This window comes from Actinomadura sp. NBRC 104412, assembly GCF_030269515.1.
Lineage (GTDB): Bacteria > Actinomycetota > Actinomycetes > Streptosporangiales > Streptosporangiaceae > Spirillospora.
Map to the genome: position 1 here is coordinate 77,696 of NZ_BSTM01000019.1, position 24,766 is coordinate 102,461.

At 71.9% G+C, this 24,766-nt stretch carries 23 protein-coding genes; 4 read left to right on the top strand and 19 right to left on the bottom strand.

The window, feature by feature from the left end:
• Window positions 1-9: 9 nt before the first annotated feature.
• The 12 genes from QSK21_RS22885 to rsmD form a co-directional block, all read right to left on the bottom strand.
• The gene (locus QSK21_RS22885) at window positions 10-348 is read right to left on the bottom strand and encodes a P-II family nitrogen regulator (protein ID WP_285698790.1); all 339 of its coding nucleotides are present in this window, start codon (window positions 346-348) and stop codon (window positions 10-12) included.
• Window positions 345-1,697: an ammonium transporter gene (locus QSK21_RS22890; protein WP_285698791.1), complete on the bottom strand. Its 1,353-nt coding sequence runs from the start codon at window positions 1,695-1,697 to the stop codon at window positions 345-347. Before QSK21_RS22890 ends, QSK21_RS22885 begins: the two co-directional genes overlap by 4 nt.
• 181 nt (window positions 1,698-1,878) lie before the next feature.
• Window positions 1,879-3,039, bottom strand: a complete 1,161-nt coding sequence (gene ftsY / locus QSK21_RS22895) for a signal recognition particle-docking protein FtsY (RefSeq protein ID WP_285698792.1) — start codon at window positions 3,037-3,039, stop codon at window positions 1,879-1,881.
• Between the two features lie 787 nt (window positions 3,040-3,826).
• The gene (gene smc, locus QSK21_RS22900) at window positions 3,827-7,489 is read right to left on the bottom strand and encodes a chromosome segregation protein SMC (protein WP_285698793.1); all 3,663 of its coding nucleotides are present in this window, start codon (window positions 7,487-7,489) and stop codon (window positions 3,827-3,829) included.
• Window positions 7,490-8,204: 715 nt separating this feature from the next.
• Complete coding sequence (locus QSK21_RS22905; protein ID WP_285698794.1) at window positions 8,205-8,402, bottom strand: hypothetical protein; 198 nt, start codon at window positions 8,400-8,402, stop codon at window positions 8,205-8,207.
• Between the two features lie 178 nt (window positions 8,403-8,580).
• Window positions 8,581-8,877 carry an acylphosphatase gene (locus QSK21_RS22910; RefSeq protein WP_285698885.1) on the bottom strand — a complete coding sequence of 99 codons (297 nt, stop codon included), beginning with the start codon at window positions 8,875-8,877 and terminating at the stop codon, window positions 8,581-8,583.
• A 14-nt stretch (window positions 8,878-8,891) separates the two neighbouring features.
• Window positions 8,892-9,770 (bottom strand): bifunctional DNA-formamidopyrimidine glycosylase/DNA-(apurinic or apyrimidinic site) lyase, encoded by an 879-nt coding sequence (gene mutM / locus QSK21_RS22915; RefSeq protein WP_285698795.1) that lies wholly within the window; start codon window positions 9,768-9,770, stop codon window positions 8,892-8,894.
• 1 nt (window position 9,771) lies between these two features.
• A complete protein-coding gene (gene rnc / locus QSK21_RS22920) occupies window positions 9,772-10,599 on the bottom strand; it encodes a ribonuclease III (RefSeq protein ID WP_285698797.1) in 828 nt (275 codons plus the stop codon).
• Window positions 10,600-10,974: 375 nt separating this feature from the next.
• Complete coding sequence (gene rpmF / locus QSK21_RS22925) at window positions 10,975-11,154, bottom strand: 50S ribosomal protein L32 (RefSeq protein WP_285698798.1); 180 nt, start codon at window positions 11,152-11,154, stop codon at window positions 10,975-10,977.
• A gap of 1 nt (window position 11,155) precedes the next feature.
• Entirely contained in the window at window positions 11,156-11,851 is a 696-nt protein-coding gene (locus QSK21_RS22930; protein WP_285698799.1) for a YceD family protein, read from the bottom strand.
• Window positions 11,852-11,993: 142 nt separating this feature from the next.
• On the bottom strand, window positions 11,994-12,473 hold the full coding sequence (coaD, locus tag QSK21_RS22935; protein WP_285698800.1) for a pantetheine-phosphate adenylyltransferase: 480 nt from the start codon (window positions 12,471-12,473) through the stop codon (window positions 11,994-11,996).
• A gap of 99 nt (window positions 12,474-12,572) precedes the next feature.
• Window positions 12,573-13,157, bottom strand: coding sequence for a 16S rRNA (guanine(966)-N(2))-methyltransferase RsmD (rsmD, locus tag QSK21_RS22940; protein ID WP_285698801.1), 585 nt, complete (start codon window positions 13,155-13,157; stop codon window positions 12,573-12,575).
• A 270-nt stretch (window positions 13,158-13,427) separates the two neighbouring features.
• Here rsmD and QSK21_RS22945 point away from each other — a divergent pair, with 270 nt between their 5' ends.
• Window positions 13,428-14,417 carry an LPXTG cell wall anchor domain-containing protein gene (locus tag QSK21_RS22945; protein ID WP_285698802.1) on the top strand — a complete coding sequence of 330 codons (990 nt, stop codon included), beginning with the start codon at window positions 13,428-13,430 and terminating at the stop codon, window positions 14,415-14,417.
• A gap of 107 nt (window positions 14,418-14,524) precedes the next feature.
• Here QSK21_RS22945 and QSK21_RS22950 read toward each other — a convergent pair whose 3' ends face one another.
• From QSK21_RS22950 to QSK21_RS22965, 4 genes are all read right to left on the bottom strand, one after another.
• Window positions 14,525-14,872, bottom strand: a complete 348-nt coding sequence (locus tag QSK21_RS22950) for a hypothetical protein (protein ID WP_285698804.1) — start codon at window positions 14,870-14,872, stop codon at window positions 14,525-14,527.
• An 8-nt stretch (window positions 14,873-14,880) separates the two neighbouring features.
• The gene (locus tag QSK21_RS22955) at window positions 14,881-16,368 is read right to left on the bottom strand and encodes a protein kinase domain-containing protein (protein ID WP_285698806.1); all 1,488 of its coding nucleotides are present in this window, start codon (window positions 16,366-16,368) and stop codon (window positions 14,881-14,883) included.
• Window positions 16,369-16,498: 130 nt separating this feature from the next.
• Window positions 16,499-18,700 carry an ATP-dependent DNA helicase RecG gene (gene recG, locus QSK21_RS22960; RefSeq protein WP_285698807.1) on the bottom strand — a complete coding sequence of 734 codons (2,202 nt, stop codon included), beginning with the start codon at window positions 18,698-18,700 and terminating at the stop codon, window positions 16,499-16,501.
• A 30-nt stretch (window positions 18,701-18,730) separates the two neighbouring features.
• The gene (locus QSK21_RS22965; protein WP_285698809.1) at window positions 18,731-20,332 is read right to left on the bottom strand and encodes a DAK2 domain-containing protein; all 1,602 of its coding nucleotides are present in this window, start codon (window positions 20,330-20,332) and stop codon (window positions 18,731-18,733) included.
• 211 nt (window positions 20,333-20,543) lie between these two features.
• Between QSK21_RS22965 and rpmB the strand changes: the two genes are divergently transcribed.
• A complete protein-coding gene (gene rpmB, locus QSK21_RS22970; protein WP_285698811.1) occupies window positions 20,544-20,738 on the top strand; it encodes a 50S ribosomal protein L28 in 195 nt (64 codons plus the stop codon).
• Between the two features lie 752 nt (window positions 20,739-21,490).
• Here the strand turns inward: rpmB and thiD are convergent.
• From thiD to QSK21_RS22985, 3 genes are all read right to left on the bottom strand, one after another.
• The gene (thiD, locus tag QSK21_RS22975) at window positions 21,491-22,291 is read right to left on the bottom strand and encodes a bifunctional hydroxymethylpyrimidine kinase/phosphomethylpyrimidine kinase (protein ID WP_285698813.1); all 801 of its coding nucleotides are present in this window, start codon (window positions 22,289-22,291) and stop codon (window positions 21,491-21,493) included.
• Window positions 22,292-22,322: 31 nt separating this feature from the next.
• Window positions 22,323-22,796, bottom strand: a complete 474-nt coding sequence (locus QSK21_RS22980; protein ID WP_285698815.1) for a cellulose binding domain-containing protein — start codon at window positions 22,794-22,796, stop codon at window positions 22,323-22,325.
• Window positions 22,797-23,021: 225 nt separating this feature from the next.
• The gene (locus tag QSK21_RS22985) at window positions 23,022-23,942 is read right to left on the bottom strand and encodes a thiamine-phosphate kinase (protein ID WP_285698817.1); all 921 of its coding nucleotides are present in this window, start codon (window positions 23,940-23,942) and stop codon (window positions 23,022-23,024) included.
• 94 nt (window positions 23,943-24,036) lie between these two features.
• Here QSK21_RS22985 and QSK21_RS22990 point away from each other — a divergent pair, with 94 nt between their 5' ends.
• A complete protein-coding gene (locus tag QSK21_RS22990) occupies window positions 24,037-24,270 on the top strand; it encodes an Lrp/AsnC family transcriptional regulator (RefSeq protein ID WP_285698818.1) in 234 nt (77 codons plus the stop codon).
• Window positions 24,271-24,283: 13 nt separating this feature from the next.
• Window positions 24,284-24,766 (top strand): DUF3515 domain-containing protein, encoded by a 483-nt coding sequence (locus tag QSK21_RS22995; RefSeq protein WP_285698819.1) that lies wholly within the window; start codon window positions 24,284-24,286, stop codon window positions 24,764-24,766.

The window sequence follows — 24,766 nt, forward strand, 5'->3', positions numbered from 1 at the left end:
CCTACAGGATCACAGGGCATCCGGGCCGGTCTCGCCGGTGCGGACGCGGATGACGGTCTCGACGGGCACCGCCCAGACCTTGCCGTCACCGATCTTCTCGGTACGGGCGGACTTGACGATCACGTCGATGATGTCGTCGGCGTCGGCGTCGTCGACCAGCACCTCGACCCGCAGCTTGGGCACCAGGTCGACCTTGTACTCCGCGCCTCGGTAGACCTCGGTGTGGCCCTTCTGCCGGCCGTACCCGCTGGCCTCGCTGACGGTGAGGCCCTTGACCCCGAAGGTCTCCAGGGCCGCCTTCACCTCGTCCAGCTTGAACGGCTTGATGACCGCTGTGATCAGTTTCATGCGTCTGCCTCCACCTTCGTGGCCGAGCCGGCCGGGGCGCCGGCCGCGGTCGCGGACGAGGGCAGCGAGGCCCCCACACCGGCGTGGACGCTACCGAAGTCGTAGGCGGTCTCGGCGTGGGCCGCGCTGTCGATGCCGGCGACCTCGTCCTCCTCGCTGATCCGGAAGCCCATGATCAGGTCGATGACCTTGGCGATGAGGAAGGTGACCACGAACGAGTAGACCAGGGTGGCCACGACGGCGACCGCCTGCTTGCCCAGCAGCGAGGCGCCGCCGCCCGCCAGCAGCCCGTCCGCGCCGGCGTCGTTGACGGCCGTGGTGGCCAGGACGCCGATCAGCAGGGCGCCGATGATGCCGCCGACCATGTGCACGCCGACCACGTCGAGCGAGTCGTCGTACCCCAGCTTGTACTTGAGGCCGACCGCGTAGGCGCAGACCGCGCCGGCGATGAGGCCGATCACGATGCCGCCGAGCGGGGTCACGAAGCCACAGGCCGGGGTGATCGCGACGAGTCCGGCCACGACGCCGGAGGCCAGGCCGAGGGTGGTCGAGCTGCCGTCGCGCAGCTTCTCCACGACGATCCATGCGAACGCGGCCGCGCAGGTGGCGCCGAGCGTGTTGATGAACGCGACGGCCGACAGGCCGCCCGCGGCCAGCGCGGAACCGGCGTTGAACCCGAACCAGCCGAACCACAGCAGACCGGCGCCGAGCAGCACGAAAGGCAGGTTGTGCGGGCGCATCGGGTCCTTCGGCCAGCCCTTGCGGCGGCCCAGGACCAGGGCGACCGCGAGCGCGGCGACACCGGCGTTGATGTGCACGACCGTGCCGCCCGCGAAGTCAAGGGCGCCGAGGTCGAACAACCAACCGGCCCGCCCGTTCTCCTCGCCGTCGCTCCACCAGACCCAGTGCGCGATCGGGAAGTACACCAACGTCACCCAGACCAGGGTGAACACCACCCAGGCGCCGAACTTGGCACGGTCCGCCACGGCGCCGCTGACCAGAGCGACCGTGATGATCGCGAAGGTGGCCTGGAAGGCCACGAACACCAACTGCGGGATGCCGGAGCCGTCGTCGGCGGTGGCCGCGTTCTCCAGGCCCACCAGTCCCCAGTCGCCAAGTCCGCCGATGAACGCGCTCAGGCCCCCCGCCTCGCTGAAGGCGAGGGAGTAGCCGTAAACGATCCAGGCCATGCCCACCACGGCGATGCTGACGAAGCTCATCATCATCATGTTGAGCACGCTCTTGGCCCTGCTCATCCCTCCGTAGAAGAACGCAAGGCCCGGTGTCATCAGCAGGACGAGTGCGGTGCTCGTCAGCATCCAGGCGGTACTACCGCTATCTACATTCATCTCGGGGAGAGCCCCTCCTCGACAGGGAACTTGGACTGCTCCGAGATTCGAATGCAGCCGTTTCGCCTGAAAGGCCCTCGTGTTTCTACGGTGTGAAACCCCTCACCGGTGTGTTTCCAAGATGTTTCAGAATCCTCACAGCCTCACGGAACGCCGCCGGGGGGCGGCGTTCGCCGCGCTTTCAGTCGCCCAGCACCGCGTCGACGAACGCCTCCGGCTCGAAGGGGGCCAGGTCGTCCGGGCCCTCGCCCAGCCCGACGAGCTTCACCGGCACCCCCAGCTCGCGCTGCACCTGGACGACGATGCCGCCCTTGGCGGTGCCGTCCAGCTTGGTCAGCACGATCCCGGTCACGTTGACCACCTCGGCGAACACCCGGGCCTGCTGAAGGCCGTTCTGCCCGGTGGTGGCGTCCAGCACCAGCAGCACCTCGTCGACCGTGGCCTGCTTCTCGATCACCCGCTTGACCTTGCCGAGCTCGTCCATCAGCCCGACCTTGGTGTGCAGCCGGCCGGCGGTGTCGACGATCACGGCGTCGGCCCTGGCGTCGATGCCCTGCTTCACCGCGTCGAACGCGACGCTGGCGGGGTCGGCGCCCTCCTCCTTGCGGACCACCCGCGCGCCCACCCGCGCGCCCCACGTCTCCAACTGGTCCGCCGCGGCGGCCCGGAAGGTGTCGGCGGCGCCCAGCACCACGCTGCTGCCGTCCCCCACCAGCACACGCCCGAGCTTGCCGCAGGTGGTGGTCTTGCCGGTGCCGTTCACGCCCACCACCATCAGCACCGCGGGACGGTTGCCGTGCGGCTGGGTGCGCAGCGACCGGTCCAGGTCGGCGCCGATCTGCTTGATCAGCTCCTCCTTCAGCAGGCCCCGCACCTCCTCGGGGCTGCGCGTCCCCAGCACCTGGACGCGGGTACGCAGGTCCTCGGTGATCTGCCGGGCCACCGCGACGCCGATGTCGGCGCCGATCAAGGTGTCCTCGATCTCCTCCCACGCCTCGTCGTCCAGCGTCTCGCGCGACAGCAACCCCAGCAGCGTCCGGCCGAAGGTGTTCTGCGAACGCGCCAGCCGCGCCCGCAGCCGCACCAGCCGCCCCGCGGACGGCGGCGGAACCTCGATCTCGACCCGGGGCACCGCCTCGACGGGCGGCGCCCGTTCCGCCGGAGGCGCCGCCGCCTCCCCCTCTTCAACGGTGGTGGTGCCCGCGGCCGGCGGCCGCTCAGAGGGACGCTCCGCGGGCGGCCGCACCGCACGGCGCCCCGGCCGCATCAACGCGACGGCCCCAATGATCAGCGCGACGACCGCCACCACGCCGAGCACGGAGATGAGGGTCACATAGTCCATAGCCCACCCAGTCTTTCAGACACCCCCCGATGCCCCGAACGACCTCCCCACCCACACCCCGAACGCTCGCCCGGGCGACCCTCGATCCCTCAGCGAGCCATCAAGGCGAGTTCAAAGCGATGCCAGAGATCGCGCAGGCGCGACAGCTGAGAAGCCGCAGCGACGAACACCCCGCCCCACCAAGATTCGCAACCACCTCACCCCAACCCCAGCCCCGAACGGTCGCCGCGCCCGCCCCAGCCTCCAACCCCAGCCCCGAACGGTGCCCAACCGCCGCGATCGCGTCCGAAGGCAGGGGCGAGCGTCAGCGAGACCCTGATCGCGTAGCGAGCCCCTAGGCGAGTCGAAGCGATGCAGCGATCGCACGCGGTGCCGGAGAAGGAGGGCGCCCAGCGCCCGACGCCGCAGGCACCGCCAAGAAACACGCGCTGCGATCGCGACCGAAAGCAGGTTCCGAACCTGCGAGGAACCTGATCGCGCGGCGAGCCCCCAGGGCGAGTCGAAGCGATGCAGCGACCGCCGCAAGCGCAACAAGCGACGAGCCGCCAGGCGAGGAGCGCAGCTCGCACCTGCAAATAATCACCTCTCGCACTCACCCCAGCCCCCAACCCCAGCCCCGAACGGTCGCCCAAGCGTTGCGATCGCGACCGAAGGCAGATTCGAGCGAAGCAAGAATCTGATCGCGAAGCGAGCCCCTGGGCGAGTCGGAGCGATGCAGCGATCGCCGCAAGCGCAACAAGCGACGAGCCGCCAGGCGAGGAGCGCAGCTTGCGCTTGCAAATAAGCACTACCCCAGCCGTTGGCTGACGACTTGGGTGACGCCGTCTCCTTGCATGCTCACTCCGTAGAGGGCGTCGGCGCCTTCCATGGTGCGTTTTTGGTGGGTGATGATGATGAGCTGGGAGGATTCGCGCAGTTCCTCGAAGACGCGTAGGAGGCGCTGGGTGTTGGTGTCGTCCAGGGCGGCCTCGACCTCGTCGAGGACGTAGAAGGGCGAGGGTCGTGCCTTGAACACGGCGACGAGGAAGGCGATGGCCACCAGGGAGCGTTCGCCGCCGGAGAGCAGGGACAGCCGTTTGACCTTTTTGCCTGGTGGGCGGGCGGAGACTTCGACGCCGGTGGTGAGCATGTCGTCGGGTTCGGTGAGGGACAGGCTGCCTTCGCCGCCGGGGAACAGCCGGGCGAAGATCCGCTCGAATTCGCGGGCGGTGTCCTCGTAGGCGGAGGCGAAGACCTGCTGCACCCGGTCGTCCACGTCCTTGACGATGTTGAGCAGGTCGCGGCGGGTCTTCTTGAGGTCTTCGAGCTGCGAGGTGAGGAAGGCGTGCCGTTCCTCCAGGGCCGCGAACTCTTCCAGGGCCAGGGGGTTGACCTTGCCGAGCTGGTTGAGCTGCCGCTCGGCGGCCTTGGCGCGTTTCTCCTGTTCCGCCCGGTCGTAGGGGATGGGCTGTGCGTCCTCCGCGGCTTCCGGGCCGGGTGGGATGGGCTGGTCGGGGCCGTACTCCGCGACAAGGGCGTCCACTTCGAGGCCGAACTCCTCAAGCGCGCGCTGCTCGAACTGTTCCAGGCGCAGGCGCTGTTCGGCGCGGGCCACCTCGCTGCCGTGGACGACGTTCACGAGGCGTTCCAGCGTGCTGGAGAGTTCGCGTACCTGCGTCCGGATGACCTTCAGCTCGGATTCGCGTTCGGCCCGTGCGCGCTCGGCGGCCTCCCGCCGCGTCACCGCGGTCTCCAGGGACGTCTCGATGTGCCTCAGCGCGGCCTGAGCGCCCTTGTGGACGGCTTCGGCGGTCCTGGCCTGTTCTTCGCGGCGGGCGCGGCGCCGGGCGGCCCTCGCGCGCTCCTCGCGTTCGCGGCGTGCTCCGCGTTCGAGCGCGTCGGCGCGGCCCGCGATGGCCTGGACGCGTTCTTCGGCGGTACGGACGGCCAGGCGCGCTTCCATCTCGGCGGCGCGCAGTTCCTGGCAGCGGGCGCTCAGTTCGTCCCGCGCCTGGGTGTCGTGCCCGGCGTCGTCGGCGACCTCGGCCGCCTCCTCCGATTCGGCGAGGCGCTCGGCGAGTTCCTCGGCGGCCTGAGCGTCCCGTTCCAGGGACTCGTTGGCGGCGTCCAGGGCCTTGGTGAGGCGCTCCACCTCACCGCGTGCCGCCCGCACGTCGGCCTCCAGCCGCGCCGCCCGTTGCGCTTCCCGGGCGGCCTGGGCCTCGTGTTCACGCAGCCTGCCGCGTACGCGGTCGAGGTCGGCCTGGGCTTGGTTGACCCCGCCCTGGGCCTGGTTCACGGCGGCCTGGGCCGCGTCCACGGCGGCCTGGCCGTGCTGCTCGGCCGCGGTGGCCTCGGCGAGGGCCGCGGCGGAGCGCTCCGCCTCCGCCTCGGCGGCGGCGAGGTCTTCGGTGGCCTGGTCGAGGGTGCCTCGCATCTGCAGGAGGCTCTGTGCGCCTCCGGCGGCGCCTCCCTGGGCCCAGTGAGGGCCGACCAGGTCTCCGTCCCTCGTGACGGCCCTCAGGCCCGGCTCGCGCCGTACCAGGGCCACGGCGGCGGGCACGTCGTCCACCACCGCCACGTCGCGCAGCAGGTCGGCCATGGCGGGACGCAGGGTCTCCGGTACGGTCACCGCGTCGATCGCATAGTCGACCCCGGCGATCCTCGGGGGTTCCGGGCCCGTGGCGGGGGAAGTGTCGCCGATCAGGAGCCCGGCCCGGCCTGCGTCGCGTGTGCGCAGCAGCGCCAGGGCCGCCTCCGCGACGTCCAGGGAGCCCACCGCGATGGCCTCGGCCGCACCCGCCAGCGCGGCGGCGACCGCCGTCTCGTACCCCGGCCGTACGGTCAGCAGCGACGCGACCGTGCCCAGGACGCCTTGCAACGTCCCGTCCGCGCCCGCAGCCAGCACCGCCTCCCCGCCTTCGGCGGCACTGGCCAAGGTCAGGTTGAGGGCTTCGATGCGAGCCTGGAGCGCCGCGACCTGCTTCTGTGCCGCCTGGTCGGCCGAACGTGCCGCGTTCACGGCCGAGCGGGCGTCCTTGAGCGCGCGCTTGGGTCCGTCCACGGCCGCCTTGGCCGCCTCCAGTGCCTCCTTGGCCGTCTCCAAGGACTCCTGGGCCATCTCATGCTCGGCCAGCAGCTCCGGGTCGTCCACGACCTCGGACTCGAACGACTCGTACTCGGCACGCGCCGTGTTGACGCGCTGCTCGGCCTCCGCGCGCGCCTCCTCAAGCCGTCCGATCTCCGATCGTCCCGCCTGGACCTTGCTGCGCAGCGCCTCGACCCGGCCGCGCAGCCGCGCCAGTTCCTCCCGGCGGTCGGCGGCGGCGCGGGCCGCGGCCTGGAGGCGCCGCTCCTCCGCCGCCAGGGACTCCTCCGCCTCCGAACGCCTCTCCACGGCCGCCGCGAGCCCGTCCTGGGCCTCTTCAAGCGCGGCACGGAGCATCTCCTCCTGCTCGCGCACTTCGGCGGCCTCGCGTTCCATGTCCTCGGGGTCGCGGCCACGGCGTTCCTCGTCGCGGGCCTCGGCGGCGTTGCGGTGCCGTTCGGCCGCAAGGTCGGCCACGCCCCGCAGCCGTTCCTTCAGTGCCGACAGCTTGAACCAGGTGTCCTGCACCTGGGCCAGCATGGGCGCCTGTGCGGCCTCTTCGGCCTCCAGCGCCGCCTCGCGTTCCTGCGCCTCCGCCAGTGCGCGCTCGGTCTCGGCCCTGCGTTCCCGCACCGCGGCCTCGTCCGCCGCCTCCTGGTCCAGCTTGGTGCGCAGGGTGACCAGGTCGTCGGCCAGCAGCCGCAGCCGCGCGTCCCGCAGGTCCGCCTGGATCACCGCGGCGCGCCGCGCGATCTCGGCCTGCCGGCCCAGCGGCTTGAGCTGGCGGCGCAGCTCTCCGGTGAGGTCCTGGACGCGGGTCAGGTTGGCCTGCATCGCGTCCAGCTTGCGCAGCGCCTTCTCCTTACGCTTGCGGTGCTTCAGGACGCCCGCCGCCTCCTCGATCACGGCGCGGCGGCCCTCGGGACCGGCGTGCAGCACCCGGTCCAGCTGGCCCTGCCCGATGATGACGTGCATCTCGCGGCCGATGCCCGAGTCCGACAGCAGTTCCTGGATGTCCAGCAGCCGGCAGTGGTCCCCGTTGATCGCGTACTCGCTCTGCCCGGACCGGAACATCAGCCGGCTGATGGTCACCTCGGTGTACTCGATCGGCAGCGCGCCGTCGGTGTTGTCGATGGTGAGCACGACCTCGGCGCGGCCCAGCGGCGGCCGGCTGGCCGTCCCCGCGAAGATCACGTCCTCCATCTTGCCGCCGCGCAGGGACTTCGCCCCCTGCTCGCCCATCACCCAGGCGAGCGCGTCGACGACGTTGGACTTTCCCGAGCCGTTGGGCCCGACCACGCAGGTGATCCCCGGCTCGAACTTGAGGGTGGTGGAGGACGCGAAGGACTTGAAGCCGCGCAGCGTCAGGCTCTTCAGGTACACGCGCTCCCTTTCTTCTGGAGGTCCGACCCCCAGACCCCCAGGGCGGGGCGGGCTGTCCGCCCCTTCGCTCGTTCCTCGCTACGGGGCAGGGACGCCCCGCGCGGGAGCTCCGCCCCGCGCCCCCGGCGAGGCTCCGCCCCCATGCCCCGGCCCGTGACGTCCTCCGGGACCCGTTCGACGATACCGGCCGGGACGCTTCCGGCCCGTCAACCGCGTGGCGGTTCCCCTCCAATGTGCCACGATCTGCCCGAACACGTGTCGTCAACCGCCGTCGCGGGCGCGCCTCCGCCGCGCGTCGCGCCGCTCGCCCGGCACCCTGTCCGGCCCTGCTCGCCCTCGTCGCCTGTGCGTCGTGTTCGAACGATCCCAAGGAACGCATGGCGATCAACGCCAAAAAGAAAAGCCGGTAAAAGCCGCCGAAACACATAAAAAGGGACACCGCCGTCGCCCGTGGAACGATCCGAAGTATCGGAGACGCCGGGCGGCGGTGCCCGCCGGAAGAGGGTGGAGGAGGCCCCTGTGGGACGGTACGCCGGGTTGTGGGATCGGCAGAGCGACCGGTTCTGGATTCGACGGAACTCGTGCGCCGATCGACCGAGCCGATCAAGCCGAGTCGATCACTCTGAGTAGGGCCGGCCGATCAAGGGGGTGGGGCGAAAACATGAGGGACGCCTATGGACGGCGTCCCTGTATGTTCACCTCGAGCAGGCGCTGATCAGGTCAGCGCCGGTTCGCGGTCCTTCACACCGAGCGACAATACGTCGTCGTCCGCCGCCGTAGCGAGTGCGTCGTTCTCCGCCTGAAGCCGTACGAGCTCGGCTTCCAGATCACGTACGCGCTGCTGAAGGCGCCGCATCTCCGCGACCATCCGGGGGTCGGGACCGCCGACGTGGCCGAGTAGAGCCTTCGCCATGACTAAGGGTCCTCCACGCTGAGTAACCAGCAGGGATCGCGCACGAGAAGCAACTCGAACCGGTGCGCGTATCGTCTAGAGTCGCACCGGCCGGAGTCCTGGTCAAGACGCACATCACAGGCCGGTAACAACCTGTCGTCACTAGTTTAGCAGGTACAAACCGCTAACCCATACCCGATCAGCGTTCGAAGAAACCGGGCCCCTCGCCGCGCGGCTCGCTCCACCGCTCCGCGACTCCGTCCACCCGCCCGGGGGCGCCGCCGCCCCGCAGAAGTTCCAGCAGCCGCTCGCAGGACGCCCGCGGTCCCTCGGCGACGATCTCCACGCGGCCGTCCGCGAGATTGGTGGCGCTGCCGTTCAGGCCGAGCTCCAGCGCCCGTGACCTGACCCACCACCGGAAGCCCACGCCCTGAACACGACCGCGCGCCCACGCGGTCAGCCGCACCGTCTCCTGTCCCTCAGCGGCACCACCCATCACATCGTCCACGCTCAATATCGTGCCCGGCGCGGGCGGGGCTGGCACTTGGGACAGCTGAAAGAGGACCGGTTCATGAAGACGTCGCGCCGGATCGGCGTCCCGCAGCGCCGGCAGGGCTCGTCGCGGCGCCCGTAGGCGTCCAGGGAGCGGTCGAAGTAGCCGCTCTCCCCGTTCACGTTGACGTAGAGGCTGTCGAACGAGGTGCCCCCCACGGCCAGTGCGGCGGTCATGACCTCGCGCACCCCGTCCAGCACGCGGCGCACCTCCGGCCGTGTCAGGGTCTCGGTTGGACGCGCCCAATGGAGCCTGGCGCGCCACAGTGCCTCGTCAGCGTAGATGTTGCCGACCCCGCTGATGAGCGACTGGTCGAGGAGCGCGCGCTTGATGCCGGTGTGGCGGCGGCGCAGCGCCCGGTAGAACGCCTCGTCGTCGAAGGCGTCCTCAAGGGGGTCGGCCGCGATGTGCGCTATGGGCGCGGGCACGGGCGTGCCCGCGACACCGGCCGTCTCCTCCGTCACCATCAGGTGCCCGAAGGTGCGCTGGTCGACGAACCGCAGGTCGAACCCGCCCGTCGCGGAGTCGGCGAAGGAGACGCGGACGCGCAGGTGCTTCTCGCGGGGACGTTCGGGCTCACCGACCAGCAGTTGCCCGCTCATGCCCAGGTGGGCCAGCAACGTCTCACCCGAGTCCAGCGGGATCCACAGGTACTTGCCGCGGCGGCGCGGGGCCGCCATGGTGCGGCCCGCCAGGCGTCCGGCGAAGTCGGCGGGACCTTCCGCGTGGCGGCGCACCGCCCTCGGGTGCAGGACCACCGCGGAGGCGATGGTGCGCCCGGTGACCCAGCGGTCGAGGCCGCGGCGGACGACCTCGACCTCGGGGAGTTCGGGCACGCTAGGACCGCCTGCCCGCGGAGCCCCCGTCGGCCCCGTTGCCCGTCCCCGAACCCGTCCCCGAGCCCGCACCGGACGTGCCGGAGCCCGCCGACCCGGCGGCGCCCGCGGACTCGCGCCGGACGGCCATCTCGCGGATGGCGTTCCAGGCGGCCTCGGCCGCGTGCTGCTCGGCCTCCTTCTTGCTGCGGCCCTCGCCCGACCCGTACGTCGTGCCGCCGACCCGCACCGCGGCCCGGAACGTCTTCTGATGGTCGGGACCGCTCTCGGCGACGTGGTACTCGGGAACGCCCAGTTCCTCGACGGCGGTGAGCTCCTGCAAGGAGGTCTTCCAGTCGAGACCGGCGCCCAGACCGGCCGACCGGGTGATCAGGGCGTCGAACAGCCGGTGCACGAGCGCGGCCGCCTCGTCCAGGCCGCGGTCCAGGTACACCGCGCCGATCAGCGCCTCCAGGGTGTCGGCGAGGATGGACGCCTTGTCGCGCCCGCCCGTCCCCTCCTCGCCACGGCCCAGGCGGATGTGGTCGCCGACCCCCAGGCCGCGCGCCACGCCCGCCAGGGCGCGCATGTTGACCACCGCGGCGCGCAGTTTGGCGAGCTGTCCCTCCGGGAGGTCGGGGTGCCCCCGGTACAGGGTGTCGGTGACGACCAGGCCCAGCACCGAGTCGCCCAGGAACTCCAGGCGCTCGTTGGTGGGCAGGCCGCCGTTCTCGTACGCGAAGGAACGGTGCGTCAGCGCGCGTTCGAGAAGGTCGTCGGACACCTCGACGCCGAGCGCGCGGGTCAGTTCCGCGCGGTCCGGCGCGGGCTCGGTTCTCCTACCGCTCACAGGCCCTCCTCGCAAGCCTGGCGCCGCGCCGGCGGCGCCGATGGCGGCGTGTGACGCACCGGGCGCCCGGGGTGGCCCAGGACGGCCCGGACGGAGCCCGGGACGGCGCGGCCGCACGGCCGAGGAGAGGTCCACGAAGACGAGGTGCGCGCCGGTCGAACGATGTCCCCGGCGTGCACCACGGCCTCGGGCGCCGCACCTCGCCGCCACCACGCCGGCGTCACCCGCCGGGTGGACAAGGCTGGTCCAATGGCTCTGCCTACAAGGCTTCACCTTAGACAACGATGCGCCGGGTGGCCTCAGGCACCCGGCGGCCCGCGCATCGGGAGGGGCGGGCCCGCGCCGACCGCGGCTCCGCCCCTCGCGAGGCCGGACTCAGGCCGACGGGGTGATGACCTGCCGCCGGTCGTAGGTGCCGCACGTTCCACACGCGATGTGCGGGAGCTTGTAGTCGCGGCACGTCGGGCACTGCACCAGGTTGGGCGCGGTGGCCTTCCACTGCGCGCGCCTGTGCCGCGTGTTGCTCCGCGACTTCTTCCGCTTGGGGACGGCCACGTCAGCCCTCCTGCTTTCCTTCTCGTCGGTCGGATGCCCGGCGGGCGCCACTCCCTCCGGGGGATGCCTGCGGCGGCCCGCCGTTGGCGGCGAGGCCGTCGCCGGCCAGGCCCCGCAGCGCCTCCCAGCGAGGGTCGGCGACGGCGTGGCCGTGGTCCGGCTCGGCGTCCGCGAGCCGGACGCCGCACTCCGGGCACAGTCCGGGACAGTCGTCCCGGCACAGCGGGGACAGCGGCAGCGCGAGCACCACCGCGTCCCGGAGCACCGGCTCGAGATCGATCAGATCGTCCTCGAGGTGGAGCTCCTCGTCGTCCGCGCCCTGCTCATGCCGACCCCCTGGCGAGGGCCCGCCCCCGCCTCGGCCGGAGCGGGTGTCAGGATAGACGAAGAGCTCCTGGAAGTCCGCCTCAAAGGTCGAGGCGATCGGGTCAAGGCAGCGCGCGCACTCCCCTTCGAGGGGAGCCCGCGCGGTGCCCGTGACGAGCACGCCTTCGAGCACCGCCTCCAGCCGCAGGCGCAGCTCGATGGCGGCCCCTTCGGGCACGCCCACCATCTCGACGCCCAGATCCGCCGGGGCCGGCACGGTGAGGACCTCTTCGCGCGACGACCCGGGCTGCCTGCCCAGCGCCCGGGTGTCGAGCACGAGAGGGGCGTTCGGGTCGAGGCGTGACAGAGTGATCCTGCTTTCGTGAGCCATGGGATTCGCGGCCGTCGGTCCAGGCCGAGGTACCAGGGTACCCAACGCGACGGTCCGCCCCCAACTCGCACGCCCCCCACCCGTACGTCACGCCGCCCCACGGCTCATGACGGCTCACGCTCGCGGCCCGCCGTCCGGCGGCCTACGGTTCCCGGAGCCGCTCGGCGAGCCGGGTGTGCACCAGCTCCGGGATCAGCCCGGACACATCGCCCCCGTACTTGACGATCTCCTTCATCAGGCTGGAGGACAGGTAGGAGTAGAGCGGGTTGGTCGACATGAACATCGTCTCGACCCCGGCCATCCGATGGTTCATCTGGGCCATCTGCAGCTCGTACTCGTAGTCGCTCACCGCGCGCAGGCCCTTGATGATCACCGAGATGTCGTTGTGCCGGCAGAAGTCGACCAACAGCCCATGCCACTTGTCGATCCTGACGTTGCCGTACTCCTTGGTGACCTCCTCCAGCATCTCCATCCGCTCGTCGATGCTGAACAGGCCCTTCTTGGTCTTGTTGATCAAAACGGCGACCACCACCTCGTCGAAGAGCCGGGACGCCCGGCCGATGATGTCGAGGTGGCCGTTGGTGACGGGATCGAATGAGCCTGGACAAACGACACGGCGCACGAGGTGGCTCCATCCTTGCGTCTGGGCTTCCGTGCAGGTGGGGGCCCTGCGGCGCGACGGTACCAAACCGGCCTCCGGCGCCTTGTCACCGGGTCGCGGTCACGCCGAAGCCGATTCGGTCGACGTGGCGCTGCCGTACCAGAACACCGCCTCGCCGTAGCGCCGGTCGCGCTCGGCCGCGTACCCCTCGGGCCAGCTCAGCGCCGGGCCGCGCGCCGCGCGCTCGACCACGACCAGCGATCCTGGGACGGTCCAGCCGTGGTCGCGCAGGGCCTCCAGCAGCCTGGTCACCGCGGTGTCGGCGAGCGCGTACGGCGGGTCGGCGAAGATCAGGTCGTACGGGCCGCCCTCGGGTTCGTGTTCGACGAGGCGTTCCACCGTGCCGCCCTGGGGACGGGCGCCACGCAGGCCGAGCGAGGCGACGTTCCGGCGGATGACCTTGAGGGCGCGGGGGTTGGACTCCACCAGCAGGGCGTGCGCGGCGCCCCGCGACAGCGCCTCCAGGCCGACCGCGCCGGATCCGGCGTACAGGTCGGCGACGCGCAGGCCGTCCAGCGAGCCCAGCAGCGCCAGGACGGTGCCGAACAGGCCCTCCCGCGCACGGTCGCTGGTCGGGCGGGTGTCCCGTCCCGGCGGCACGGCCAGCCGCCGCCCGCCCGCACTGCCCGCGATCACCCTGGTCATTTCTCAAGTATCGGGGGCGGCGGAGAGTGGAGGCGACGGCGGCATGCCGGAATTTCACCGATTCGCTCATAGGGATCCGCTCATGGTGATTCGGTCATGGGCCGCCATTCCCGCCGCGCTCCCGGTACGGGGCGCCACGGGCATCGCCGGGGCATCGCGCCGATACGCCAATTCGCGAGCGAATCCGGCGATCGGTATTCCCTAGCGGCTACCTGCCGTGTCAGGGTGAACGCAGGTTGTTGTAGAGGCTATACCCCCCAGGAGTACCTCGTGCACCACGGTAGAAGGCTGGCGGTGACGGCGGGCGCGACGGTTCTGGGTCTGGCGGCCATGAGCGGGGTCGGGCAGGCCGACACCCGCGGTGGCTCAGGCTCGGGCTCCCCCCTGGCCGACCTCACCTCGTCCCTCACTGGCACCATCGGGGGCCTGACCGGAGCCCTCGTCGGGTCCGGCGGGTCGGCGCCGGAGTCGCGGACGAGCACCGGCGGGTCCTCGGGTCCGTCCGCTCCCGGCTCCGTCGGCAAGCCGCCGAGCGTCAAGAAGGCGACATCGGGAGGCACAGGGACCTCCCGGACATCGCGCACCACGTCCAGCGGCCCCGCGAAGTCCGGCAAGCCCGCCGCCAAGGCCGGGAAGAAGAAGGAGAGCACGAAGCCCGGTCACCTGCGGATCGGCCTGTCCCCCGAGGTGGACCCCAAGAAGCTGACGCTCAAGGGCGGGCTGGTCATCGACGCCGGGTTGCGCACGCTGCTCGGACCGGCCGGTCTCAAGGTGGAGGCGGACGGCAGGCTCTCCGCCGAGGACATCGCGATCGGCGACCCCGAGGCCGAGGGGAACGTGGCGCTGGGCGGCTACGTCCTCGGCATCGGCGCCAACGCCGAAGTGGGCGGCGGCGCGGTCGTCAGGCCGGGCCAGATCGGCGCCAATGTCGGCGCGAACGTGTGCGCCGGTCCTGTGACCTGCGTGGACATCCCCGGAGAACCGGGCGAGCCCGGAGAGCCGGGCGAGCCGCCGGGCGGAGGCCCCGGCCCCGGGCCCACACCCCCGATCCCGGGCGATCCCTCGTCGCCGCTGCTGCCCGACCTCCCGCGGGCCGAGATCCCGCAGGCGTCGCAGGCGGACGCGGCGCCGACGGAGGACCTGCCCTTCACCGGGGCCGACAGCCTCTCGCTCGCGGCGATCGGCCTGACCGCGATCGTGACCGGCGGCGCCGCCGTCGCGTTCACCCGCCGGCGCAGGGCCGAGCAGGCGGCGGACTGACCTCCGGGACTGCACAGGGAAACGGGACGCCCGACGGCGGGCGTCCCGTTTCCGTCATTCCCCGCTGATCACTCGAAAGCCGTTAAGGCGCCGTCCAGAGTCGCCGTTCACAAGCGCTCGGTCCTGGCGACCTGCCATCCGTTCTGACCCTGCCGCCGCAGTTCCAGCCGATACATGCTGATCTTGTCGTTGGTCCGGCAGCGGTCCTTGGCGCATTCCCCCACCGCGACCAGCGCGGTCGGGCGGTCGGCCGGCCCGCCGGGACGCACCGCCGTCTCGACCGGCGTGCCGGACCTCACCGGTTCGCTCCGGTTCACCGCGTCGATCAGGCCCCGGCCCTTCGTCCTGGGCCAGGCGTCGCCCGCCGACGCCAGCCGTGGCACGGAGTCGGCGCGCAGCACGTAGAAGGTGTCCAGCAGCCAGGACGCGCTCCGTTTGACCATGGTGACCCGCATCGGCTCGTTCAACAGGTTCGGCTGGGCGTTCGCGGCGGTGACAGCACGGTGACCGTGCCGCCCGACGACGAGATGACCGCCGAGTCGGTGATGGCCGCGCTGATCGTGCTCTGCCTGTCGCGGAGCTGCGTGCGCCAGTTGCTGGTCTCCAACTGGCGGTCGTACTCGGCGCGGTACCGCTGGGTGATCCGGGCGTGCGCGGCGGCGATGTCCTGGTCGATGCGGCGGTAGTCGAAGCTCAGCACGGCCTTGATCGCCTCCCCCGCCGCGCGGGTCGCCTCGGCCGTGCCGGCGGGCGGCACCGCCACGTCGGCCACCGGGGAGGCGGAGGGCGACGGCTTGGGATCGCCGTTCCCGCCGGACGCCAGCGCGAACGCGGCACCGCCGCCCGCCAGCAGGACGAGCGGAGCCGCCACCGCCACGGCGATCCGCAGGCGGCGCTTGGCCGAGCCGGGCGGGATGGTGTGATGCGGCGGAAAGGTGACGGGCTGCCCGGGGACCGGCGGCGCTCCCGGACCGCCGGGCGGCGGCTCCGACTCGGCCGCGGTGCCGAACCCGCCAGGCCCGATCCCGAAGCCCGCGGGCCCGCCGAACCCGCCCTGGCCGGCGAACGGCCCGGCCGGGGCGCCGCCCGCGAAGGACGCCCCCGTGGTCAGCGCGCCCTCCGGCTCCGCCGCCACCGTTTCCTGGCTGCCCAGCAGCTCCAGTAGCACCTCCTGCGCCCCGGGACGGTGGGCCGGGTCCTTGGCCAGGCAGGCCGCCACGACCGTGCGCAGCGAATCCGGCAAGGCCGACATGTCCGGTTCGTAGTTCAGAACGCGGTGGAACACCGCGGAGATCGTGTCGTTGCCGAACGGGTGCCGCCCGGTCGCCGCGAACAGCATCGTCGAGCCCCAGGCGAACATGTCCACGCCGGGGCCGAGCTCGCCGTCGGTGACCTGCTCGGGCGCCATGTACGAGGGGGTGCCCACCACGCCGCTGCCCTTGGCCGCGGCCGAGCCCATCACCCGCGCGATCCCGAAGTCGATCACGCGCGGGCCGTCCGGGCCCATCAGGACGTTCGCCGGCTTGAAGTCGCGGTGCAGGATGCCCGCGCGGTGGATGGCCGCCAGCGCGGTGACCGTGCCGATCGCCAGCCGGTCCAGATCGGTGCCGGTGCGCGGCCCGGCGTCCCCGCCGACCAGCTCGGTCAGGGACGGGCCCGGCACGTACTCGCTCACCACGTACGGAAGCTCGCCGGAGATGTCGGCGTCCAGGACCTGCGCGGTGCAGAACCCGGCGACCCGCCCGATCAGCTCCATCTCCCGCTCGAACCTCGCCCGCCACTCGGGGTTGCGGCTGAGCGAGGCGCGCAGCAGCTTGATCGCCACCTCGCGGCCGTCCTCGCCCTCGGCCAGGAACACCACGCTCTGACCGCCCTCGCCCAGCCGCCCCTTGACCTGGTAAGGCCCCAGCCTCTCCGGATCGCTGGGCAGCAGGGGGCGAACGGACGTCATCGCTTTCCTCCGTCAGGTACGGACCCGCCACGGCGTAACGTGCCGATTACTGCGGATGATGTCAGATCGCACCCTTCCGGTCACCCAGGTAAACCGGCCGACTCCCCTATCCCGGCCATGCCTTCCCAGGTCACGCCTTCTCCAGGTAGTCCGCGCGCTCCTCGTCGAGGAGGGTGGCCAGCTCGGCGGCGAGCCCGGGGTGGTCGGCCAGGTCGGGATCGGCCTCGACCAGCATCGTCGCCTCGTCCCTCGCGTCCCGGATCACCTCCTCGTCGCGCAGCAGCGTCAGCAGCCGCAGGCTGGAGGCGCGGCCCGCCTGGCTCGCGCCGAGCACGTCGCCCTCGCGGCGCTGCTCCAGGTCGAGCCGGGAGAGCCGGAACCCGTCGGTCGTGGACGCCACCGCATCCAGCCGCTCCCGCGCCGGGCTGCCCGGCTCGGCGTCGGTGACCAGCAGGCACAGCCCGGGGAGCGTGCCGCGGCCGACCCTTCCGCGCAACTGGTGCAGTTGGGAGACCCCGAACCGGTCCGCGTCCATGATCACCATCACGGTGGCGTTCGGGACGTCCACCCCGACCTCGATCACCGTGGTGGCCAGCAGCACGTCCAGCTCGCCGCGGGCGAACGCGCGCATCGTGGCGTCCTTCTCGTCGGGGTGCAGCTTGCCGTGCAGGACGCCGAGCCGCAGCCCGGCCAGCAGTTCCTCCAGGCGCGGCAGGAGCTCCATGATGCCCAGCGGCGACCGGCGGTCGCCGTCCTCGGCCGGGCCGGGGGCGGCGGCCCCGTCGCCCTCGTCCCCCTCCCGCTCCCCGATCCGCGGGCACACGATGTAGATCTGGCGGCCCTCGGCGGCCTCCTCCTTGATCCGCTCCCAGGTGCGGGCCAGGAAGGCGGGCTTCTCCGGCGGCACCACATGTGTCCTGATCTCCGCCCGCCCGGCGGGGAGCTGGCCCAGCACGGAGGTCTCCAGATCGCCGAAGACGGTCATCGCCACCGTCCGCGGGATCGGCGTGGCGGTCATGACCAGCACGTGCGGCCGCCCGCCCGGCACCTTCTCGCGCAGCGCGTCCCGCTGCTCGACGCCGAACCTGTGCTGCTCGTCCACGACCACCAGCCCGAGGTCGGCGAACTGGACGTGCTCCTCCAGCAGCGCGTGCGTGCCCACCACGATCCCGGCCTCGCCGGACGCCGCCTCCAGCAGCGCCGCCCTGCGCGCCTTCGCGCCCTGCGAGCCGGTCAGCAGCGCCACCCGAGTCGCGTGGTCGGCTCCCCCGATCTGCCCGGCCTGCGCCAGCTCGCCCAGCATCGTGGTGATCGAACGGTAGTGCTGCTGGGCGAGCACCTCGGTCGGCGCCAGCAGGGCCGCCTGCCCGCCGCCGTCCACGACCTGCAACATCGCCCGCAACGCGACCACCGTCTTGCCCGCCCCCACGTCGCCTTGGAGGAGGCGGTGCATGGGATGGGACAGGGAGAGGTCCTCGGAGATCTCGCGGCCCACCTCGCGCTGGCCAGGGGTCAGCTCGAACGGCAGGCGGGCGTCGAACGCGTCCAGGAGACCGCCTTCGATCGCGGGGCGCGGCTTGGCGGGGAGCCGGGCGGCGGCCATCCGGCGCTGCGCCAGCGCCACCTGGAGGACGAACGCCTCGTCCCACTTCAGGCGTGCGCGGGCCTTGCTCAGCTCCTCCCACGACTTGGGACGGTGGATGCCCTCGTACGCCTCGCGCAGCCCGATGTAACCGTGCCGCTTCAGCATCAGCCGCGGCATCGGGTCGGCGTCCAGCCGCAGGTGGTCCAGCACCGTGCCGACCGACTTGCCGATCGTCTCGATGTCCAGGCCCTTGGTGGACGGGTAGATCGGGATGATCTCGTCCGCCCACTCCTGCGCGGCCTCCTCCGCGTCCCTGGCCGCGACCACCTTGTACTGGGGATGGGCGAGCTGCCGCTGCGGCTTCCCGCCGCGCGGCCGGTACGTGGTGATCTTGCCCGCGAACAGGCCGCGCGTGCCCGGCGACAGCTCCCGCTCGGGACGGTACGAGCCCCGCCTGCCGAAGAAGCTCAGCTTGAGCAGCCCGGTGCCGTCGGTGACGGTGATCTCCAGCACGTAGCCGGGACTGCGGGTCAGGGGACGCCCCTGCACCTTCACCACCTCGGCCATCACCGTGACGTGCTCGCCGTCCTGCAACCCGCTCAGGGGCGTCAGCTCCCCCCTGTGCGCGTACCGGCGCGGGTAGTGGTGCAGCAGGTCGCCGACCGTCTCCAGGCCCAGGCCCTTGGACAGCACCTTGGCGGTCTTGTCGCCCAGCACCTTGTACAACGGCTCGTCGAGATTCGCCACGGTCCCCTTTCTACCGCGCGGCTCCGACCCTTACTCCACTCCTATAAGGAGCGGGGAACGCACCTGGCCGCCCTCGTACACGCACACCTCCACGTCCGGGTGCCGGTCGCGCAGGTGGGTCTCCAGTGCCTCGACCAGGTCGTCCGGCGCGTCCACCCCGTGGATCAGCGTGACCAGCTCGCCGCCGCCCGACAGCATCCGGTCCAAAACGTGCGCCGCCACGCCGGTGAGATCCGAGCCGATCATCACCACGTCCCCCTCGATCAGGCCGAGCACGTCGCCGGGCTGGCACAGGCCCACGCTGGTGACCGCCTCCTCCACGGCCAGTTCCAGATGCCCGAAGCGGGTCGCGCCCGCCGCCCGCGTCATCGCGATCACGTCCTCGGGGAACCGGCGTAGCGGATCGTGCACCGCCAGCGCGGCCAGCCCCTGCACCGACGCCATGGTCGGCACCACCGCGATGCGCGCCCCGCTATCACGCGCGCGCTCCGCCGCCGCCTCCGCCAGGGCCAGCACCTCCGGCTCGTTCGGCAGCACCGCGACCTCGTCCCCCGCCGCCAGGATCGCCTCGGCCAGCACCGCCAGCGGCGGCACCGTACCCGGCTCGCGCCGCACGACGCGGGCGCCGGTGCTCTCGAACAGCGCCGCCAGACCGTCCGCCGCCGTCACCGCCACCACCGCGCGCCCCACGCAGGGAGCGGGCCGCCCCTGGTGCGGCGAGTCGCCGTCGTGCAGGTAGGTGACGCGGATACGGTACGGACGCCCCGCCGCCAGCCCAGCCTCGATCGCGGCGCCCGCATCGTCGACGTGGACATGGACGTTCCACAGCCCGTCCCCGCCCACGACGACCAGCGAATCACCCAGGCCGTCCAAGACGCTGCGCAAATCGGGGATGGTCTCGTCCGGGGCATCCAGCAGATACATGACCTCATAGCCGGGACCCGTGGGCGGCGGCCCGGCCCGTTCGTCCCGCACCGGCGAGGGCGCCCGCGCCGGGATCTCGTACCGCTCCGGGTACTCCTCGGTGATCACGGCGGCCAGCGCGTCCAGGACCACGCACAGCCCGGCCGCGCCCGCATCCACCACACCGCTGCGCGCCAGCACGTCGAGCTGGTCCGTGGTACGCCGCAACGCCCGCCGCGCCCCATCCGCCGCCGCCCGCGCCACCACGGCCAGCCCCGGATCGCCGTTCTCCCCCGTCGCGCTCGCCGCCGCCTCCAGAACGGTCAGGATCGTGCCCTCGACCGGACGCTCCACCGCGTTGCGCGCCAGCACCGACGCGTACCCCAGCGCCTCACCGAACGCCACACCGTCCGCCACGTTCTCCGGACGCCCCACGATCTCCGCCAGGCCGCGGAACACCTGGCTGAGAATCACCCCCGAGTTGCCCCGGGCACCCACCAGCGCCCCACGCGTCAGGGCCCGCCACGTCTCCTCGACACCCGCGTCCCCGGGCAGCTCCGCGACCGCGTCGGCCGCGGCCAGGACGGTCAGATGCAGGTTCGTCCCCGTATCACCGTCCGGGACCGGGAACACATTGAGCGCGTCGATCTCACCCCGGGTCCGCCCCAGCGCCTCCGCCGCGAGCCGGCTCCACCTCCGCACCGCGATTCCGTCGAGGACTTCGCCCACACTCGGCCCCCTCGCTCCTCCCACAGGAAGGTACTACTTACTCCGGCAGACACCTCTGTACCGGCACCGATCGGCCCGGCCGATTCGCCTAGATGGACGGCCGTCGGCTACCCTGATCCGTGCGCCTCGTCCCGTGGCGCCTTCAGAGCGACCGGCAGGCCCGGCATACGGCCACTCCGGCTCAAAGCATCGACACCACTTGGAGTTTCCCGTGGCTTCCGTCTGCGACGTCTGCGGCAAGCGACCCGGCTTCGGCATGCGCGTCTCCCACTCGCACCGCCGCACCCCGCGCCGCTGGAACCCCAACATCCAGCGCGTCCGCGCCGTCGTGAACGGCACCACCAAGCGCATCAACGCCTGCACGTCCTGCATCAAAGCCGGCAAGGTCATCAAGCCCAGCGTCTAGCGCTTATTGCAGACGCGAGCTGCGCTCCTCGCCTGGCGGCTCGTCGCTTGTTGCGGTTGCGGCGATCGCTGCATCGCTCCGACTCGCCTAGAGGCTCGCTCCGCGATCAGGGTCTCGCTGGCGCTCGCCCCTGCCTTCGGTCGCGATCGCAACGCCTGGCCGCCGTTTGGGGCTGGGGTGATGGGCTGAGGTCGTTGCGAGAGGCTGCGCTCGCCCTCTGCTTTGGGTCGTGATTGCAGCGTTTGGGCGATCGTTCGGGAGCTGAAGGGTGGGTATGGGGGGCGTTCATCGCGGCCGCGGGCTGCGCCTCAGCCCCGAACGGTCGCTCAGGCGTTGCGATCGCGTCCGAAGGCAGGTTCCGAGCTTGCGAGGAACCTGATCGCGCAGCGAGCCCCCCCAGGTGGGTCGAAGCGATGCCAGCGATCGCACGCAAGCGCGACAAGCGACGAGCCGCAGGCGAGGAGCGCAGCTCGCGCCTGCTATAAAAGATGGCGCTCATCGCCCGCCGCCGCAGGCGCGCCAATGAGCACAGTCCCAACTACCTTAGCCCCTCGCCCCAGCCCCGAACGGCGGCCAGGCGTTGCGATCGCGTCCGAAGGCAGATTCGAGCGCCAGCGAGAATCTGATCGCGCAGCGAGCCCCCAGGGCGAGTCGAAGCGATGCAGCGATCGCCGCAAGCACGACAAGCGACGAGCCCCCAGGCGAGGAGCGCAGCTCGTGCTTGCCAATAAACACAGCGCAGCTCTCGCTTGCTAAGTCCAAGCGTGATTGACGGGGCCGATTCCGTTGCCTAGGGGGAAGCCTGCGGCTATGGCGCCGGTGACGTAGTCCTTGGCTTTGGCGACGGCGGTGGGGACGTCTTCGCCTCGGGCCAGGTAGGAGGCGATGGCCGAGGCTAGGGTGCAGCCGGTGCCGTGGGTGTGGCGGTTGTTGTGGCGGGGGGCGGTGAAGCGGTGTTCGTGTTCGCCGTCGAAGAGGAGGTCGGCGGGTTCGCCTGGGAGGTGGCCGCCTTTGATCAGGACCCAGCGGGGGCCGAGGGCCTTGACGGCTTCGGCGGCTTCGCGGAGGCCGGTCTCGTCGACGACTTTCACGCCGGTGAGTTGTTCCACTTCCCACAGGTTGGGGGTGGCGACGGTCGCGGTGGGGAGGAGCGCGGAACGTACGGCGTCGACAGCGTCGGGGGCGAGGAGGGGGTCGCCGTGCTTGGAGACGCCGACGGGGTCGACCACGATGGGGGCGGTGGCTTCGGCGAGGACTTCGGCGACGGTTTCGACGAGGGCGGTGGACGCCAGCATGCCCGTTTTGATCGCGTGGGCGCCGATGTCGGACAGGACCGAGTCGAGCTGGGCTCGGACGGCCTCGGGGGGCAGTTCCCAGTAGCCCTGGACGCCGAGGGAGTTCTGCGCGGTGACGGCGGCGATGACGCTCATGCCGTGGGTGCCGAGGGCGAGCATCGTCTTCAGGTCCGCTTGGATGCCCGCGCCGCCTCCGGAGTCCGAGCCGGCGATGGTGAGGACGAGCGGGGGCGCCTGGTTCTCGAGTGATCCGGTCACGATGCCCACTCTAGGGCGATATGCGGTGGTTCTACACGCGTGTGCAGGTCAGGCCGTTCAGCTTGCAGGAGGACGGGCCCCTCGCGACACCGCGGGCGAGGTAGCTGACCTTGACCTTGCCGCCCGGCTGGAGGGCGGGGGCGCCGGCGGGGCTGCGCACCAGGCCGAGCGCGCCGGTGCGGACGGCGGTGGCGCCGCGCACGGCGACGATCGTGGCGTTGGGGATGCGGAAGGACATCGTCCAGGACGGCACGGGACGGTCCCCGCGGTTGGCGATGGTGGTGGTGAAGCGGAAGCCGTTCGAGGTCTTGCTGACCAGCCTGAACGCGACGACGAGCCCATCGGGGCGCTCGGTGGCGCGGGGGCCGCGCTGGGACACCTGGCCTTCCTTGGTCGGTTCCCTCGGGGCGCCGCCGGCGAAGTTGAGGGCGATCTGCTGGGTGCTCAGCGCGTAGGACACCATGCCCACGGCGAGGACCAGCGCGACGATCGGGAGCAGCGGCACCGGGATCGATGGCGGCCTTCTGCGGGTGTCCGAGGGGTGCGGCCCGGGAAGCGGAGGTTCGGCGTCGGGCGGTGCGCCCTCGTCCCCGGTTCGCGCGTGCCTGGAGTGTCGTCCCATCCCATCCCTCTTCGATCACAGGATGTATACCAAACCCGCATCAAGCATGCCTACCAGACGCCCAAAGGGTTGTGCGGGAACACGACGGCCGCCCGTGTCGCCCCTGGCTCACCGGCGGAAGTGGTCCCAGCCGCCTCCCTGGTAGGACGTGCCGTCGACCAGCACGCCCGCGCCTTCGACGACCCTTCCGACGACCGTCCAGGACGCGGGCGGCACGGTGCCCGGCGGGACGGTGGCGGCGAAGGCGTGATCCTCCCCACCCGTGAGGGCGTGGCGGAGGCCGTCGGGACCGAGCTCCCGTGGCCTCGGGACGGCGGACGAGTCCACCTCGATGCGGACGCCGCTCGCCTTGGCGATGTGGCCGAGGTCTTGGAGGAGGCCGTCGCTGACGTCCATCAGGGCGGTCGCGCCCATCGCGCGGGCCTCCTCCCCCGCCGTGTACGGAGGGCGGGGCCGGCGGTGCGCCTCGATCAGCCCGGCGGGCTCGTCCTTGCCGGCGTCGAGCAGTTCCAGACCGGCCGAGGAGTGCCCGAGCCGTCCCCGGACGGCCACCAGGTCGCCGGGGCGCGCGCCGGAACGCGTCAGCGGCGGCCGGCCCGCGAGGTCGCCGAGCGCGGTGATCGCGAGCGTGATGAGCGGCGCGGCGACGACGTCGCCGCCGGCCACGGACGCGCCGGCCATCGCGCATTCCTCGCCCAGCCCCGCGTACAGCTGCTCGGCCCATTCGACCGGGGTGTCGGCCGGTGCCGCCAGACCGACCAGCAGGGCGGTCGGCCGCGCCCCCATCGCCACGACGTCGGCGAAGTTCTGCGCGGCGGCCTTGCAGCCGATCTCGTACGGCCCGGACCAGTCGCGCCGGAAGTGGCGGCCCTCGACGAGCAGGTCGGTGGTGGCCACCACGCGCCCGTCGCTCGCCCGGACCACCGCGGCGTCGTCGCCGGGCCCCAGCTCCACGGCCGGGCCCTGCCGCAGCCGATCGGTCAGCCGTGTGATCAGCCCGAACTCGCCCAGCTCCCCGATGCTGCTCATCCGCCCCCGTCCCACCGCCGCCCCGAGGGGCCAGGGCGGCGTGTAACACGATACGGTGACCGTCCGACGTTTATTCTCCGCCCGGGGAGGACGGATGGTGCAGGCCTACATCCTCATCCAGACCGAAGTGGGCAAGGCGGCCGAGGTGGCGCGCGAGATCGGCGGCATCCCGGGCGTCACGCTGGCGGAGGACGTGACGGGGCCCTATGACGTGATCGTGCGAGCGGAGGCGCGCAATGTCGACGAGCTGGGCAAGCTCGTCGTGGCGCAGATCCAGGCGGTCGAGGGGATCACCCGGACGCTCACCTGCCCGATCGTGCACATCTAGCTTCCAGGTTCCCGTGCCGGCTCGATCTGGACGGCGAGGCGCCCGGCGGCGCCTCCTCGCCGCGCTTCTCCCAGGGCTGCTGCTTGCGGCCGGATGCGGGGCGGGCGCCGTGCGGGTCCCGGTGCCGACGCCGGACGCGGCGGGCGCGCGGTTGTGCGCGGGCCTGCGGCTCCCGGAGAAGGTGCTGGGCGCCGAGCGCCGCGACACCTCCCCGGAGTCACCGTTGACCGCGGCGTGGGGCTCGCCCGCGATCGCGCTGCGCTGCGGCGTGCCGCGGCCGGCCGCGCTGACCCCGGACGCGCAACTGGTGACGGTGAACGGCGTCGACTGGTTCGGCCAGCCCGCGGACCGTCCGGTCACGTTCACCGCCGTGTCACGGCAGACCTACGTGGAAGTGACCGTCCCGCCGAAGTACAGCCCGCCCGGCGACGTGCTGATCGAGCTGGGCCGCCCGATCGCCGCCACGATCCCCAGGAAGCCCGAGGGGCAGATCTGA